The 14,193-nt window shown below is 72.8% G+C and carries 12 protein-coding genes and 1 riboswitch; of the genes, 1 reads left to right on the forward strand and 11 read right to left on the reverse strand.

The genetic code is table 11. The annotated features are described in order from the left end of the window. Positions 1 to 118: 118 nt before the first annotated feature. Complete coding sequence (locus tag STTU_RS03290) at positions 119 to 847, reverse strand: M23 family metallopeptidase (RefSeq protein ID WP_043253965.1); 729 nt, start codon at positions 845 to 847, stop codon at positions 119 to 121. 2 nt (positions 848 to 849) lie between these two features. Beyond that, positions 850 to 1,027, reverse strand: a riboswitch (cyclic di-AMP (ydaO/yuaA leader). A 357-nt stretch (positions 1,028 to 1,384) separates the two neighbouring features. Between STTU_RS03290 and STTU_RS03295 the strand changes: the two genes are divergently transcribed. Further along, positions 1,385 to 2,221, forward strand: a complete 837-nt coding sequence (locus STTU_RS03295) for a tyrosine-protein phosphatase (RefSeq protein WP_007819817.1) — start codon at positions 1,385 to 1,387, stop codon at positions 2,219 to 2,221. A gap of 88 nt (positions 2,222 to 2,309) precedes the next feature. On the opposite strand, the gene STTU_RS03300 is transcribed toward STTU_RS03295, so the two are convergent. From STTU_RS03300 to hpnD, 10 genes are all read right to left on the reverse strand, one after another. Further along, complete coding sequence (locus tag STTU_RS03300) at positions 2,310 to 2,561, reverse strand: DUF6126 family protein (RefSeq protein WP_007819818.1); 252 nt, start codon at positions 2,559 to 2,561, stop codon at positions 2,310 to 2,312. Next, a complete protein-coding gene (locus STTU_RS03305; protein ID WP_007819819.1) occupies positions 2,561 to 3,175 on the reverse strand; it encodes a helix-turn-helix domain-containing protein in 615 nt (204 codons plus the stop codon). Before STTU_RS03305 ends, STTU_RS03300 begins: the two co-directional genes overlap by 1 nt. A gap of 64 nt (positions 3,176 to 3,239) precedes the next feature. Continuing rightward, positions 3,240 to 4,670: an aspartate aminotransferase family protein gene (locus STTU_RS03310; RefSeq protein ID WP_052862310.1), complete on the reverse strand. Its 1,431-nt coding sequence runs from the start codon at positions 4,668 to 4,670 to the stop codon at positions 3,240 to 3,242. Further along, positions 4,667 to 6,562 carry a 1-deoxy-D-xylulose-5-phosphate synthase gene (dxs, locus tag STTU_RS03315; RefSeq protein ID WP_007819821.1) on the reverse strand — a complete coding sequence of 632 codons (1,896 nt, stop codon included), beginning with the start codon at positions 6,560 to 6,562 and terminating at the stop codon, positions 4,667 to 4,669. The genes STTU_RS03310 and dxs overlap by 4 nt, the downstream gene beginning before the upstream one ends. Positions 6,563 to 6,725: 163 nt before the next feature. After that, the gene (gene hpnH / locus STTU_RS03320) at positions 6,726 to 7,748 is read right to left on the reverse strand and encodes an adenosyl-hopene transferase HpnH (RefSeq protein WP_007819823.1); all 1,023 of its coding nucleotides are present in this window, start codon (positions 7,746 to 7,748) and stop codon (positions 6,726 to 6,728) included. A gap of 5 nt (positions 7,749 to 7,753) precedes the next feature. After that, a complete protein-coding gene (locus tag STTU_RS03325) occupies positions 7,754 to 8,428 on the reverse strand; it encodes a hypothetical protein (protein WP_007819826.1) in 675 nt (224 codons plus the stop codon). After that, positions 8,428 to 10,407, reverse strand: a complete 1,980-nt coding sequence (shc, locus tag STTU_RS03330) for a squalene--hopene cyclase (protein ID WP_043253967.1) — start codon at positions 10,405 to 10,407, stop codon at positions 8,428 to 8,430. The genes STTU_RS03325 and shc overlap by 1 nt, the downstream gene beginning before the upstream one ends. Before the next feature lie 156 nt (positions 10,408 to 10,563). Continuing rightward, complete coding sequence (locus STTU_RS03335) at positions 10,564 to 11,724, reverse strand: polyprenyl synthetase family protein (RefSeq protein ID WP_043253968.1); 1,161 nt, start codon at positions 11,722 to 11,724, stop codon at positions 10,564 to 10,566. Further along, a complete protein-coding gene (hpnE, locus tag STTU_RS03340; RefSeq protein WP_007819833.1) occupies positions 11,721 to 13,127 on the reverse strand; it encodes a hydroxysqualene dehydroxylase HpnE in 1,407 nt (468 codons plus the stop codon). Before hpnE ends, STTU_RS03335 begins: the two co-directional genes overlap by 4 nt. Positions 13,128 to 13,254: 127 nt before the next feature. After that, entirely contained in the window at positions 13,255 to 14,193 is a 939-nt protein-coding gene (gene hpnD / locus STTU_RS03345) for a presqualene diphosphate synthase HpnD (protein ID WP_007819836.1), read from the reverse strand.

The following is a 14,193-nucleotide window of genomic DNA, read 5'->3' on the forward strand; positions in this document are numbered from 1 at the left end:
GGTCAAGAAAGCCCCAACCCCGGAATAAACGGCACCCCTTGGCGGTCGTGTCCCGAAACGGCCGCCGCGGCCCGCCCCTTGGGGGAACGGGCCGCGGCGGCTCTCGGTGGTACGGCGCTCAGGCGTTGACGCCGTGCTGCGCGAGGAAGGTGATCGGGTTGACGTCGCTCCCGTAGTCGGGGCCCGTGCGGACCTCGAAGTGCAGGTGCGGGCCGGTCACGTTGCCGGTCGCGCCGGAGACGGCGATCTGCTGACCCTCGCCGACGCTCTGCCCGGCCGAGACCTTGAAGGCGGAGAGGTGGGCGTACTGGCTGTAGTGGCCGTCGGCGTGCTTGATGACGATCTGGTTGCCGTAGGCGCCGCCCCAACCCGCCGTGACGACCGTGCCGGCGGCGACGGACTTGACCGGGGTACCGGTGTTGACCGGGAAGTCGGCGCCCGTGTGGCCGTGCGACCACAGGCTGCCGTTGCGGCCGTAGCCGCTGCCCTTGACGCCGTCGACGGGCGCGGTCCAGCCGGAGCCCGTGGTGGCCTTCTTGGCGGCGGGGGCCGGGGTCGCGGCCTTCTTCACGACGAGCTTCGAACCGGGCTTGATGATGCCGGGGTTGGCGCCGATGGTGCCCTTGTTCTGCTCGTAGAGCTTCTTCCAGCCGCCGGAGACCTTCTCCTTCTTGGCGATCTTGATGAGCGTGTCACCGGTCTTGACGGTGTACGTCGCGTCCTTCGCGGGGCTCGCGGCGTGGGCGCCGCCGAGGGCGGTGAGCGGGAGCGCCACGACGGCGGCACCGGTGGTGCCGAGCAGCGCGAGGCGACGGGTGAACGAGCGGCGGTTGGCCGTGGCGGACATGCGGATTCCTTCTCCGTCGCCTGCGGGGTGAGCTGTCGGGTTCGGGCTGGAGCTGCCCGGCCACCGGCGCGGTGCGCGCGGTGACTTCACCCCGAGCCGTCCCGGGAGGACCGGGAACGGCGTGAAGCGTGTGGGTCCCCCGCTCCTGCCGGTACGGGTGTGAGTGAGCGTGAGAGTCCGGGGCGGCGGCAGGATTCGGCGTTCCGGCCGGACTGGTGGTGACCGTAAAGGCAATGCGACACGCCGGACAAGCAGCCTTTTTGCGCTGTGAATCACATTTGGTGATCCATTCCGAAGATTTCCGTCACTCTCCGTGGAAACAGCTCGATACGGACAGAACCGGACGTACGCCGTTTGCAGCGAAAACGGTCCACCCCGCCCCGGACCCCCATCCGGCACCGTCCGTCACCGCTATGACGCTGCTCACCTCGGGGTTCTCCCGCGCTCGGGTACCTTGCCCGGCCCCGTGGTCCGTGCGAGTCTCGGCCTCGCGCCCCCGCCGGCGAGCCGCGCCGGCGGCCGACCGGAAGGAGTCCCGTGACGCAGCCGTCCCCGGGGACCGCGCCCGAGCCCGTCGCCACCCCCTCGGCGGGGCCGGAGGAGCCCGCGCTGAGCGCCGTCCGCAACTTCCGCGACGTGGGCGGGCTGCCCACCCGCGACGGCCGCCGCACCCGCCGCGGCGTCCTCTTCCGCAGTGGCCACCTCGCGCACGCCACCGACACCGATGCCGCCTACCTCGCGGGCCTCGGCCTCCACTCCGTCTTCGACTTCCGCAACGCCGCCGACCGCGCCCTCGAAGGCCCCGACGTCGAACTGCCCGGCGTGCGCAATGTGCACCTGCCGCTCAACGACCCGGCGGACGGCGCGGAGTTCTGGCGGATCGTGCGGGACGGGGAGGTGGGCCAACTGCGAGCGGCGCTCGGCGAGGGGCGCGCCGAGGCCCGCATGGAGGCCAGTTACCGGCAGCTGATCAAGGAGCGTACCGCCGAGCACGGGCGGCTGCTGCGGGCGATCGCCGAGGACAGCGTGCCCGCGCTGCTGCACTGCGCGGCGGGCAAGGACCGGGCGGGCACCTCGATCGCGCTCGTCCTGCTCGCCGTGGGCGTGGAGGAGGAGGCGATCGAGGAGGACTACCTCAAGTCGGACGCGCGCCACCGCCGCTACCGCGTCTCGCGCGGCAAGGACGCGGTGGCACCGACGGCGCCGGAGGTGGCCGAGCTGCTCGATCCGCTCTTCGCGGCGCGGGCGAGCTATCTGCGGGCGGCGTTCGAGACGATCGACACGCACTGGGGTGGCCGGGAGCGGTATTTCGGGGAAGTCCTGGGGATGGACGGGGCGCTGCGCGAGCGGTTGAGGGAACGGCTCGTGGAATGACCCCACCGTGGGGGCCCCGCCCCCACACCCCCGCTCCTCACTCGCCGGAGGGGCTGGCATCGCGCGGGTGGAGGGGCTGATCTCTCCGCTACTGGTTCTTCGCTCCCAGCACGAAGAGCAGGTAGAGGAAGGCCGCGACGCCGTGCGCGGCGACGACGTAGACGAAGACGCGGACCCACAGCCCGGTCGGGATCTTGTCCTCGACGAAGCGGCGGATCGGGCTGTCCTCCGGCGAGGACTCCGGGGCCCGCGGGGACGGGGGCGACTGCGGTTCGGGGGCCTTCGGCTCCTCCGCCGTGGCCCGTCCTGCGGGCTCGGGCTGGTACTCGGACTCGGGCATTACGCGCCTCCTGGGTGGACGTCGCCGAGGCAGAGCGCGCCGAGCGGGCTCTGCAAGAGCGTGTGGACGAAGAGCAGCACCGCGCCGTCCGGGTCCGCGGCGGCGATGCGGTGCGGGGTGAGCGAGTCGAAGTGGGCGCTGTCCCCCGGGCCGAGCAGGTGCGCGCTGTCGCCGAGGCGCAGCCGGAGCCGTCCGGTCAGGACGTGCAGCCACTCCTCCCCCGGGTGCACGCGCACGATGTCGCCCTGGCTGCCGTACGGGACCCGTACGCGCAGCGCCTGCATCCCGCGTCCCGAGCCGCCCGCCTGCCAGTACGTCCAGCCGCCCGCCTCGGTGGGTTCCATCGCGCCGGCGCGGACGACCGAGCCCGGTCCGGCGGGGGTCTCGCCGAGGAGTTCGGAGACCGTCGTACCGTAGGTGCGTGCCAGGGCGAGCAGCATCGGCAGGCTCGGCTGCCTGCGGCCCGTCTCCAGCCTGGAGAGGTGGGCCGGGGAGAGGCTCGCGGCCTTCGCCGCCGCCTCCAGCGTGAGGCCCGCGCGGCGGCGCAGTTCCCGCAGGTGCGGGGCGACGGTGACGGCGAGTTCTTCGGACGCGCCTTCGGGCTCGGTGCTCATGCCTCCATTCAGCCACCGTCGTGCCTCTCGGGCAAATTTTTTGCCCGAGAGGCAAAACACGGGGTCAGCGGTGGGCGACCGCCTGCTTCACGATGTTCTTCGCGAAGTCGCCCATGAGGCCGCCGTTGTGCGCGTCGTCCATGACCGCCGTGAAGGCGTCCACGAAGCGGTCCGCGTCCTTCTCGTCGATCACGAGCGGCGGGATGAGCTTGATGACTTCGAGGTGGTCCCCCGAGACCTGCGTCAGGATGCGGTGCTTCTGGAGCAGCGGCACCACGACCATCTGCGCGAAGAGCCCCTTGCGCGCGGCCTGGAGCATCGCCCAGCGGCTGCGCAGCTTGAGCGAGTCGGGGCGGCCGAACTCGATGCCGATCATGAGGCCGCGCCCGCGGATGTCGGCGAGCATCTCGTACGTCGGGATCAGGTCGGTCAGGCGCTGCTTGAGGTAGTCCCCCGTGCGGCGCGCGTGGGCGACGATGTTCTCGTCCTCCATGACGTGCAGCACCGCGAGGCCCGCGGCCATCGCCTGCGCGTTGGCGCCGAAGCTCGCGGAGTGGACGAGGACGCGGTCCATCGAGGAGTAGACCTTCTTGAAGATCCACTCCTTGCCGAGCGTCGCGCTCACCGGGACGTAGCCGCCCGAGAGCGACTTCGCGACGCACACGAGGTCCGGCTCGACGCCCTCCTCGTGCTGGTAGGCGTAGAAGTCCCCGGTGCGCCCGAGCCCGGTCTGCACCTCGTCGGCGATGAGCAACGCCTTGTGCTTGCGCAGCAGGTCCTGCGCGGCCTTGAGGTAGCCCGGCGGGGTCTCGGTGACGCCCTTGCCCTGGATCGGCTCGACGATGAGCCCGGCCACGTCGCCCCTGCGCAGCTCCCGCTCCAGCGCGGCGAGGTCGCCCACGGGGAGCGCGGTGTCGGGGAGCAGCGGCGCGAAGCCGTCGCGGAAGCCCTTCTCCCCGTTCACGGAGAGGGAGCCCGTGGTGAGGCCGTGGAAGGCGTGGTCGTAGTAGAGGATGCGGTGGCGCCCGGTCGCGAAGCGCGCGAACTTGAGGGCCGTCTCGACGGCCTCGGTGCCGCTGTTGCCGAAGAAGACGCGGTCCAGGTGCGGGCTGTGCGAGAGCAGCTTCTCGGCGAGGAGGCCGGGCAGCGGCTGGCAGTCGAAGCGCGTGAGGTCGGCGAGCTGGGCGTCGAGCACGTCGTGCAGCGCCTGGCGGACGACCGGGTGGTGGCGGCCGAGGCCCATGACGCCGAAGCCCGCGAGCATGTCGAGGTAGTCCTGCCCCTGGTCGTCCCAGAAGTGGGCGCCCTCGCCGCGCTCGTAGTACTTGTCGAAGCCGATCGTGTGGAGCATCCGCGGCAACTGGTGGTTGAGGTGCTTGGTGTGCAGCTCGTAGCGCTCGCCGCCACGCGCGGCGAGCAGTCCGTTGAGGTCGAAACCTTTGCCCTGCGTGCCCTCGCCCCCGGGAGCCGCGGCGTCCGTCGTGCCGGTGGTCATCCTTGCGTCTTCTCCTTACGGGCCAGGTGGGCCCCGATGCGTCCGGCGATCTCCACCGGCGTGAGGCCGAGGTCGGCGAGCAGTTCCCCGCGCTTGGCGTGCGGCAGGAACTGCTCGGGGATGCCGAAGTGGCGTACGGGGACGTCGACTTCGGCGTCGGCGAGGGCCACCGAGACGGCGGCGCCGACCCCGGAGGTACGGCTGTTGTCCTCGACGACCGCGACCACCCGGTGCCGCGCGGCGAGCGGCGCGAGGGCGGGGTCGACGGGCTTGACCCAGCGCGGGTCCACGACGGTCGAGCGGATGCCCCGCTCGCGCAGGAGGGCGGCGGCGGCGAGGCACACGGGCGCCATGACACCGACCGAGACGAAGAGGACGTCGGCCTCCTCCTCGTCCCCGGCGTCCTCCGCGAGCACGTCGAGGCCGCCCTCGCGCCGCAGCGCGGGCAGGTCCGCCCCCACCGTCTCCTTGGGGAAGCGCACGAGGGTCGGCGCGTCGTCCACGGCGACCGCCTCGCGCAGCTGGGCGCGCAGCTCGCCCGCGTCGCGCGGCGCCGCGATGCGCAGCCCCGGCACCACCTGGAGCACCGACATGTCCCACATGCCGTTGTGCGAGGCGCCGTCGGTCCCGGTGACGCCCGCCCGGTCCAGGACGAAGGTGACCCCGCACTTGTGCAGGGCGACGTCCATGAGGAGCTGGTCGAAGGCCCGGTTGAGGAAGGTCGCGTAGACGGCGACGACGGGGTGCAGTCCTCCGGTCGCGAGCCCGGCGGCCGAGACGGTCGCGTGCTGCTCGGCGATCCCGACGTCCCAGATCCGCTCGGGGAAGCGCTCGGCGAAGGGCGTGAGGCCGACGGGGTCGAGCATCGCGGCGGTGAGCGCGACGACGTCGTGCCGCTCCTCGGCGATCCGCACCAGCTCCTCGCCGAAGACCGCCGTCCAGGAGGGCCCGGCGGACGGCGTGAGCGCCTCGGCGGTGAGCGGGTCGATCGCGCCCACCGTGTGGAAGCGGTCCGCCTCGTTGGCGAGGGCGGGCTCGTAGCCGCGGCCCTTCTCGGTGATGACGTGCACGATGACGGGCCCGCCGAAGCGCTTGGCGCTGGCGAAGGCCGACTCCAGGGCCGCGATGTCGTGGCCGTCGACGGGGCCGACGTACTTGAGGCCCAGGTCCTCGAAGAGGCCCTGCGGGGCGAAGGCGTCCTTGAAGCCCTTCTTCGCGCCGTGCAGCGACTCGTAGAGCGGCCTGCCGACGACGGGGGTGCGGTCGAGCACCTCCTTGCCCCAGGCGAGGACCTTCTCGTAGCCGTCCGTGGTGCGCAGCGCCGCGAGGTGGTGGGCGAGGCCGCCGATGGTCGGCGCGTAGGAGCGCTCGTTGTCGTTGACGACGAGGACGAGGGGGCGGTCCTTGGCGGCGGCGATGTTGTTGAGCGCCTCCCAGGCCATGCCGCCGGTGAGCGCCCCGTCCCCGGTGACGGCGACGACGTGGGTGTCCTCGCCGCGCAGCTCGCGCGCCTTGGCGAGGCCGTCCGCCCAGCCGAGCACGGTCGAGGCGTGGCTGTTCTCGATGACGTCGTGCGCGGACTCCGCGCGCGAGGGGTAGCCGGAGAGGCCGCCCTTGGAGCGCAGCTTGGAGAAGTCCTGCCGCCCGGTGAGGAGTTTGTGCACGTACGCCTGGTGCCCGGTGTCCCACAGGACGCGGTCGTGCGGCGAGTCGAAGACCCGGTGCAGGGCGATGGTCAGCTCGACGACCCCGAGGTTGGGGCCGAGGTGGCCGCCGGTCCTGGCGACCGCCTGGATCAGGAACTCCCGGATCTCCGCGGCCAGTTCGGGCAGCCGGTCGCTGCCAAGGGCCTTGAGGTCGCGCGGCCCCCGGATGCTTTCGAGCAGTGTCACGTTCGGGCCCTCTCTCTTCGGACGTCCGGCCCGGTCGGGTCGGCGGGATGCGTGAGCGGGGCCGTGCGGCGCACCGGAGCGGCAGGCACGGGGCCCCGGCCTCGCGGGGATGCGAGGCCGGGGCCGCGTGGGGGCCGGTCGGGACGGGCGCGGCCCGTCACGGTCAGGAGCGGTTGCCCGCGATCGTCTCGCGGGCGGCGCGCAGCGAGGCCTGCAGGGAGCCCATGGTGGCCATGACGGCGGTCGGCTCGTAGCCGCAGTGCGCCATGCAGTTGTCGCAGCGCTCGTCCTTGCCGCGCCCGTACTTGTCCCAGTCGGTCTCCTCGATGAGCTGCCGGTACGTGGGCACGTAGCCGTCGCTCATGAGGTAGCAGGGGCGCTGCCAGCCGAAGAGGGAGTAGTTGGGGATCGCCCAGGCGGTGCAGTCGAAGTCCTGCTTGCCCTCCAGGAAGTCCAGGAAGAGCGGCGAGTGGTTGAGGCGCCACCGCTGCCTGTTGCCGCCCGCGAACGCCTTCTTGAACAGCTCGCGGGTCTGGGTCACGCCGAGGAAGTGCTCCTGGTCGGGGGCCTTCTCGTAGGCGTAGGCGGGCGAGATCATCATCTCGTCGACCTGGAGTTCGTCGTTGAGGAAGTCGAGCACCTCGATGACGGTCTGCGGGGTGTCGGTGTTGAAGAAGGTCGAGTTGGTCGTGACGCGGAAGCCGCGGCGCTTGGCCTCCTTGATCGCCGCGACGGCCTCGTCGAAGACGCCTTCCTTGGCGACCGACTCGTCGTGCCGCTCCTTGAGGCCGTCGATGTGCACGGCGAAGGCGAAGTACGGCGAGGGGGTGAACTTCTCGATCTTCTTGCGGAGCAGCATGGCGTTGGTGCAGAGGAAGACGTACTTCCGCTTGGCCACCAACTGCCGCACGATCTCGTCGATCTGAGGGTGCATGAGGGGCTCACCACCCGCGATGGAGACCATCGGGGCGCCGGACTCCAGGACAGCGCCGACGGCCTGGGCGACCGGCATGCGCTGCTTGAGGACTCCCGCAGGGTGCTGGATCTTGCCGCAGCCCTCGCACTTCAGGTTGCACGCGAAGAGCGGTTCGAGCTCGACGATGAGCGGGAACTTCTCCCGCTTGCGGAGCTTCTGTTCCATCAGATACGTCCCGATCCTGATGGTCTGGCGAAGCGGCATGGCCATCTGGCTCACCTCCTGGGGAGCAGAAAAGTACGGTGCCATTCAGAGAAAGCAGGCAGGACGGCACGGAGTACGCGGAAGGCAGATATTCCCCCGCTGACCGTGCCGATACGGACGAGTTCGTGTTCCGGTGCGTCCACCACCACCCGGACGGCGGCCACCGGACGGGTGGCGGTGGTGGACTGCGCGCGGGCCGTGCGCAGGGTCGCGGCGGACTCCATGTCCACCGCGACGGCGCCCGTCCCGCGCAGCGTGGCCCGCTCGGGGCCGCGCACCACGTGGTCCGATCCCGCGAGCACCCCGGTGTGGACGGTGCGGCCGGGGATCGCGCGGGCGAGCGCGGCGGCGAGCGCGGCGGTGGCGGAGCACGAGGTCGAGCCGGCCGCGTCCTCGGTGCGTTCGGCGACCACGAGGTCGCCGGGGTGCATCCCGGGGGCGAGTCCGGCGCAGAACCCGGTGGCGAGGACGGCGGTCGTGGGGGGTGCGGTCCGCAGCGCGCGCTCGACGGCGCGCTCCGCGGCCCGGGGCCCCATGCCCGTGCGCAGCACGGACACCGCGCCGCCGGCCTGCCGCAGGGTGCGGCCCCCGCCGCTGCGCAGCGCGAAGTGCTCGATGCCGAGCGCGCAGGCGACGAGCAGCGGTGCTGATCCGGGATCGGTCCCGGTTCCGGGGGCCTGTGCCATCAGTTCTCCCCCGGGCCCGTGCCGTTGAGGTAACGGCCGAGCGCCGTCACGGGGAACACCTGCCGGTACAGGTGGTAGTTGATGGTGAAGTCCCAGGGGAAGCCGGTCCCGGTGAACCAGGGTTCGTCCCAGGTGCCGTCCTCGGTCTGGGTCTCGACGAGGTACGCGATCCCGCGGCGCACCTGCTCCGAGTCCCGCTCCCCGGCCGCGAGGAGCGCGAGCAGCGCCCAGGCGGTCTGCGAGGCGGTGGAGTGGCCGCGGCCGTGCCAGGCGGTGTCCTGGTACGAGCGCAGGTCCTCGCCCCAGCCGCCGTCCTCGTTCTGCACCTGGCCGAGCCAGGAGACGGAGCGGCGGATCGCCGGGTGCGCGGCGGGGATGCCCGCCGCGACGAGCGCGGGGACGACGGCCCCCGTCCCGTACACGTAGTTGACGCCCCAGCGGCCGAACCAGGAGCCGTTCGCCTCCTGGTTCTCCAGCAGCCACTCGATGCCGCGCCGGGTGCGCGGGTGGTGGGCGAGGCCCTCCTCGGCGAGCATCTCGACGACGTGCGCGGTGACGTCCGCCGAGGGCGGGTCGATGACCTCGCCGAAGTCGCTGAACGGCAGCCGGTTGGGGAACGGGCTGGTGTTGTCGGCGTCGAAGGCGCCCCAGGCCCCGTTCTTCGACTGCATCCCCGCGTTCCAGTCGACGGCGCGGCGCACGGCCTTGTCGACCCGCGTCGCGTCGGGGTGGGCGACGCGGCGCAGCGCGAGGACCACCTCGGCGGTGTCGTCGATGTCGGGGTAGTTGTCGTTGTGGAACTCGAAGGCCCAGCCGCCCGGCGGCAGGTCGGGGCGGCGCACGACCCAGTCGCCCGGACGCACGATCTGCTCGGCGAGCATCCAGTCGGCGGCCCTGATCATCTGCGGGTGGTCGGCCGGGACGCCCGCGTCGGCGAGCGCGACGGTGGCCAGGCAGGTGTCCCAGACCGGGGACTGGCACGCCTCGATCATGCGGGCGCCGTCCTCGCGCCACACCGCGAAGCGGTCGAGCGATTCGAGCCCGGCGCGCAGCACGGGGTGGTCGAGGTCGTAGCCCAGCAGGTGCAGGGCGATGATCGAGTACACGGCGGGGGGCTGGATGCCGCCCCAGCAGCCGTCGTTCTCCTGGCGCTCGACGATCCAGGTGGCGGCGGCGCGCATCGCGGCCTCGCGCACGCGGCGCGGGGCGACCTTGCGGTAGCCGTGGAGCATCTTGTCGAGCTTGTGGAAGACGTTGTCCCAGCTGGCGACCGGCGGAGCGGGCTGGGCCGGGTTGGGGTCGGCCGGGTCGGTGTGCAGCTCTTCGAGCGCGAAGGGCGCGGGCCGCACCGGACGCTGGGCGCACACGACGGTGAGCGGCACGATCGTCTGGCGGGCCCAGCAGCCGAAGTCGTAGATGTTGAGCGGCGCCCACTTGGGGAAGAACATCAGCTCCGGAGGCATCTCCGGCAGGTCCTCCCACTTCCACCAGCCGAAGAGGGCGAGCCAGATCCGCGTGAAGACCCGTGCGCGGGCGACCCCGCCCCGGGCGCGGACGAAGGCGGCCGCCTTGCGCATGTGCGGCGCTTCGGGGCTGTCCCCGGCGAGGCGCAGCGCGACGTACCCCTCGATGGTGGCCGACAGGTCCCCGGGCCCGCCGTAGAAGGTGTTCCAGGTGCCGTCCTCCTGCTGCTCCCCACGGATGAAGAGCGCGGCGGCCTGGGTGGTGGCCTCGTCCCTGATGCCGAGGAACTGCCGCAGCAGGAGGTCCTCGGCGTCCATGGTGACGTTGGTGGCGAGATCGCCCTTCCACCAGCCCTCGTCACTCTGCCGGTCGAGGAGGAAGTCCACGGCTCGCCGGGTGGCGCGGGCGGTGGCCTCGTGGGCTTCACTCGCCTCGGGGCTGAGGTGCAAAGGAGCACTGGCCGTGGTAGCCGGGGGCGTCGCCGCCCCGGTGCTTCCATCGGTCGTCGCTGTCATGGCTTCCCCTTCGTGCAGTCTCGATCATCTGCTGTGGGTCCGCCGTCGGCCGGAGCCGCGGCCCGCCCGGCGTCCGCCGGCAGGGGGCGGGGACGTCGGGCGGACCGCACCGGTCGGCGACTGCGCGTCATCGCTGGCATGTCCGTCTGATGGTGATCATCTCTTTCGTACGACGACGAAGTCCGCGAGCGCCACGAAGGACGCCCGCACGTGAGGGGGCATCGGGACGCTGTCGAGGGCCCCGATGGCGATGTCGAACTGCCGGCGCGCCTCCTGCGAGGTCCACTCGCGGCCCCCGGCCTCCTCGATGAGGGCGGCGCGGGCGGCGAACTCCTCCTCGGAGAACTCCTCCTGCGGCACGGAGTCGGGCCCGGTGGCGGCGGCGTCGGCGGCGAGGAGCTGGGCGAGCTTGTCGGAGGCCGGGCCGCCCGCGGCGAGCGCGGCGACGACGGGCAGCGACTTCTTGCGCTGGCGCAGGTCGCTCCAGGTCTGCTTGCCGGTGGACTCGGGGTCGCCCCAGATGCCGAGGAGGTCGTCCACGGCCTGGAAGGCGAGCCCGAGGTGGTAGCCGTAGCGCTCCAGCGTGTCGGCGGTGGCCTCGTCGGCACCGCCGAGCACGGCGCCGATGGAGGCGGCGCAGGCGAGCAGGGCGCCGGTCTTGTTGCCCTCCATCTCCAGGCACTCCTCGACCGTGACCCGGTCGCGGTGCTCGTAGGAGATGTCCTGGGCCTGACCGTCGATCAGGGCGCGCGTGGCGCGCGTGAGACGGCGCGTCGCGCGGCCGGCCTCGGGGGTGCCGAGTTCGAGGAGGATCTCGTTGGCGAGGGCGAAGAGCGCGTCGCCGACGAGGATGGCCTGCGCGGGTCCGTGCACCTTCCACACGGTGTCGCGGTGGCGGCGCTGCTCGTCGCCGTCCATGAGGTCGTCGTGCAGCAGGGAGAAGTTGTGCACGAGCTCCACGGCGACGGCGCCGGGCACGCCGGTCCCGGCGCTCGCCCCGGTGACCTCGGCGGAGATGAGCGCGAGGGCGGGGCGCACGGCCTTGCCCCCGTCGCCCGAGACGGGCCTGCCCTCCGCGTCGGTCCAGCCGAAGTGGTAGGCGGACACCGAGTCCATGGGCGGCGCGAGCCGGTCCACGGCGGACCGCAGCACCGGCGTGACGAGGGCACGGCTGCGCTCGACGAGCGCGGTCACGTCCGGGGCGTCGGCGGCGGCTTCGGCCGAGGGCACAGTCGGCACGTTCTTCTCTCCTCTGTTCGCGGTGCTGGTCTTGGGGGTGCCGAGCGGCACCCGGTCGGCGGGGGCCTCGGTGCTCATGCCGCCTCCTGGAAGTGGAAGAGGTGCGCGCCGGTGCGGCCGAGGCTCGCGAGCGCCGCGCGGGCCGCGTCGCTGCCGCTGCGCACGGCGCCCTCCATCGTGGCGGGCCAGCCGGTGTCGGTCCACGCCCCGGCGAGGTAGAGCCCGGGGGCACGGGTGGTGTTGCCGGGCCGCAGCCGTCTGCCGCCGGGGGCCGGGTCGAAGGTCGCCGTGCGTTCCCTGGTGACGAAGAAATCGCGGATTCCGGCGCCGCGCGCGGCGGGCAGGAGCCGTTCCAGTTCGGGGAGGTACCGCTCGCGCAAGGTGCTCACGGGCGCGTCGATCTCCTCGCCGACGGCCGACTGCGAGACCGCGAGGTACTGGCCGGGCCCGGTGAGCCCGGAGGGCGCGGTGCGGTCGAAGACCCACTGCACCGGGCTGCCGAGCGCGGCGAAGAAGGGCCTGCGCAGCACCTTGCGGTCGTAGACGACGTGGACGTTGAGGATGGGCGAGGTGCCGAGCGCGGTGAGGTGCTCGGGGTGGTCGAGGGCCCCGTCGGGCAGCAGTTGGTGGGCCTCCTGCTGGGCCACGGCGAGCACGACGGTGTCCGCGTCGAGCATGCCGTCCTCGGTGCGCACCCGCCAGCCGCCCCCCTCGGCGCGCTCGACGGCGCCGACCCTGGCGCGGAGCCGGGTGGTGACGCCCGCTTTGTCGAGGGCGCGGCGGGCGAGGGTGTCGTGGAGTTCGCCGAGCGGGACGCGGGCCCAGCCGATGTCGGCGGCCCCCGGCTCAGTGAGCAGCCCGGTCCTGAAGACCTTGGCGGCGAGGGCGAGTGAGGAGTCGTCGGCGCGGGCGTTGAGCGTGGCGACGCCGACGAGGTCCCACAGGGCCGCGATGGTGCGGGGGCTCTGCCCGTGCGCGCGCAGCCAGCTCCCGAAGTCGCGCCGGTCGAGCGCCGGGTCGGCGGGGTCGAGGCGGCGCAGCGCGAGCGCGGCGCGTGCCACGGACGCGCGTTCCCGCGGGCTCAGGTGGGGGTACGTGGCGAGGCCGCCCGCGAGGTGCAGGGGTACCGGGGCCTGGGTGCGCCGCAGTCGGCCCAGGCGCCAGGTGTCGGCGTCGAGCACGGGGACGTCGAGCCGGTCCTGCACGGGGGCGAGGTGGGCGGCGTCGATGCGGTGCAGGAACTGCTGGTAGGCGGTGCAGCAGCGCAGGTAGACGTGCTGGCCGTTGTCGATGGTGAGGTCGCCGCGCCGGAAGGAGAAGGCGAGTCCGCCGAGGCGGGGCCTGCCCTCCAGAAGGCTGACGCGGACGCCGGCGTCGGCGAGGCCGAGCGCGGCGGTCACTCCGGCGAGTCCGCCGCCGATGACGACGGCGTGTCCCGCGCCGCCGGTGGGGGTGGTGGCTGAATCGGCCTGTTCGGTCATGCGTCCTCCCTGCCTGCCCCCGGGGTGGTGGCGTGCGCAGTGAGGGACGCGGACCTCAGCCCGGAGGTTGCCCGGTCGTGACCGGGTACGGGTGCCTTCGCGCGGCCCTGCCGCGGGGCCTCTCGTGTCACGGTTGTCCCCCGGCTCTCTGACGGGCCGCCGCCTTGGCGTCGACACCGGCGAGGCCGCGCACGGCGACGTACGCCTTCTCGCGCGCCGGGAGCGAGACCCGGCCGCGCAGCACGGCGTCGGGGTCCTGCTCGATGCGGTCCAGGAGGCGGTGGTAGATCCCGGCCATGGCCGAGACGCAGGCACCGCCGCGCCGGTCGAGCATGGGAAGGAGCTGGTAGCCCTCGTCGAAGAGCGCGCGGGCGCGGCGCACCTCGAAGTGGACGAGACCCGGGAAGTCCGCGCCCTCGGGCAGCGTCGCCGAGCCGAAGCCCGCGGAGCAACCGAATTTGTCGAGGTCCTCGGCGGGCAGGTAGGTGCGGCCGTTCGCGGCGTCCTCGCGCACGTCGCGCAGGATGTTGGTGAGCTGGAGCGCGAGACCGAGCGTGTTGGCGTACTCGGGGGCGCGCACGCGGTCGCGCGCGCCGGGCCGTACGCCGAAGATGCCGAGCGAGAGCCGGCCGATCGCCCCGGCGACGCAGCGGCAGTAGTCGGCGAGTTCGTCCCAGGTGCGGTAGGCGCGGCCCTGTACGTCCATCAGGACGCCGTCGATCAGCTCGTCCAGGGCGCCGAGCGGGACCGGGAAGCGCCGCGCGGTGTCCGCGAGGGCGACGGCGACCGGGTCGGTGTCGTCCTCGGCGACGTCCTTGGTCCGTACGCGCTCCAGGAGCGCGCGGCACTCGTTGAGCCGGCGCGTCTTCTCCTCCGGCGCCAGCGTGCCGTCGCCGATGTCGTCGACGCGGCGTGAGAAGGCGTAGACGGCCGACATGGCGCGGCGCTTGTCGCCGGGCAGCAGGCGGATGCCGTAGGCGAAGTTCTTCGCCTCGGCGCCCGTGACGGTCTCGCAGTAGCCGTAGGCGGCGCTCACCGCCGCGGGCAGTACGTCCTGCTCCTTCAT

The sequence above is a fragment of the Streptomyces sp. Tu6071 genome (genome assembly GCF_000213055.1).
Taxonomy (GTDB): Bacteria; Actinomycetota; Actinomycetes; order Streptomycetales; family Streptomycetaceae; genus Streptomyces; species Streptomyces evansiae.

What these genes read in the sequence shown, in the direction of transcription:
- STTU_RS03290 (WP_043253965.1), bottom strand. Translation starts at nt 847, where the DNA reads ATGTCCGCCACGGCCAACCGCCGCTCGTTCACCCGTCGCCTCGCGCTG.
- STTU_RS03300 (WP_007819818.1), bottom strand. Translation starts at nt 2,561, where the DNA reads ATGCCCGAGTCCGAGTACCAGCCCGAGCCCGCAGGACGGGCCACGGCG.
- hpnE (WP_007819833.1), bottom strand. Translation starts at nt 13,127, where the DNA reads ATGACCGAACAGGCCGATTCAGCCACCACCCCCACCGGCGGCGCGGGA.
- STTU_RS03325 (WP_007819826.1), bottom strand. Translation starts at nt 8,428, where the DNA reads ATGGCACAGGCCCCCGGAACCGGGACCGATCCCGGATCAGCACCGCTG.
- STTU_RS03310 (WP_052862310.1), bottom strand. Translation starts at nt 4,670, where the DNA reads ATGACCACCGGCACGACGGACGCCGCGGCTCCCGGGGGCGAGGGCACG.
- shc (WP_043253967.1), bottom strand. Translation starts at nt 10,407, where the DNA reads ATGACAGCGACGACCGATGGAAGCACCGGGGCGGCGACGCCCCCGGCT.
- STTU_RS03305 (WP_007819819.1), bottom strand. Translation starts at nt 3,175, where the DNA reads ATGAGCACCGAGCCCGAAGGCGCGTCCGAAGAACTCGCCGTCACCGTC.
- hpnH (WP_007819823.1), bottom strand. Translation starts at nt 7,748, where the DNA reads ATGGCCATGCCGCTTCGCCAGACCATCAGGATCGGGACGTATCTGATG.
- STTU_RS03335 (WP_043253968.1), bottom strand. Translation starts at nt 11,724, where the DNA reads ATGAGCACCGAGGCCCCCGCCGACCGGGTGCCGCTCGGCACCCCCAAG.
- hpnD (WP_007819836.1), bottom strand. Translation starts at nt 14,193, where the DNA reads ATGAAGGAGCAGGACGTACTGCCCGCGGCGGTGAGCGCCGCCTACGGC.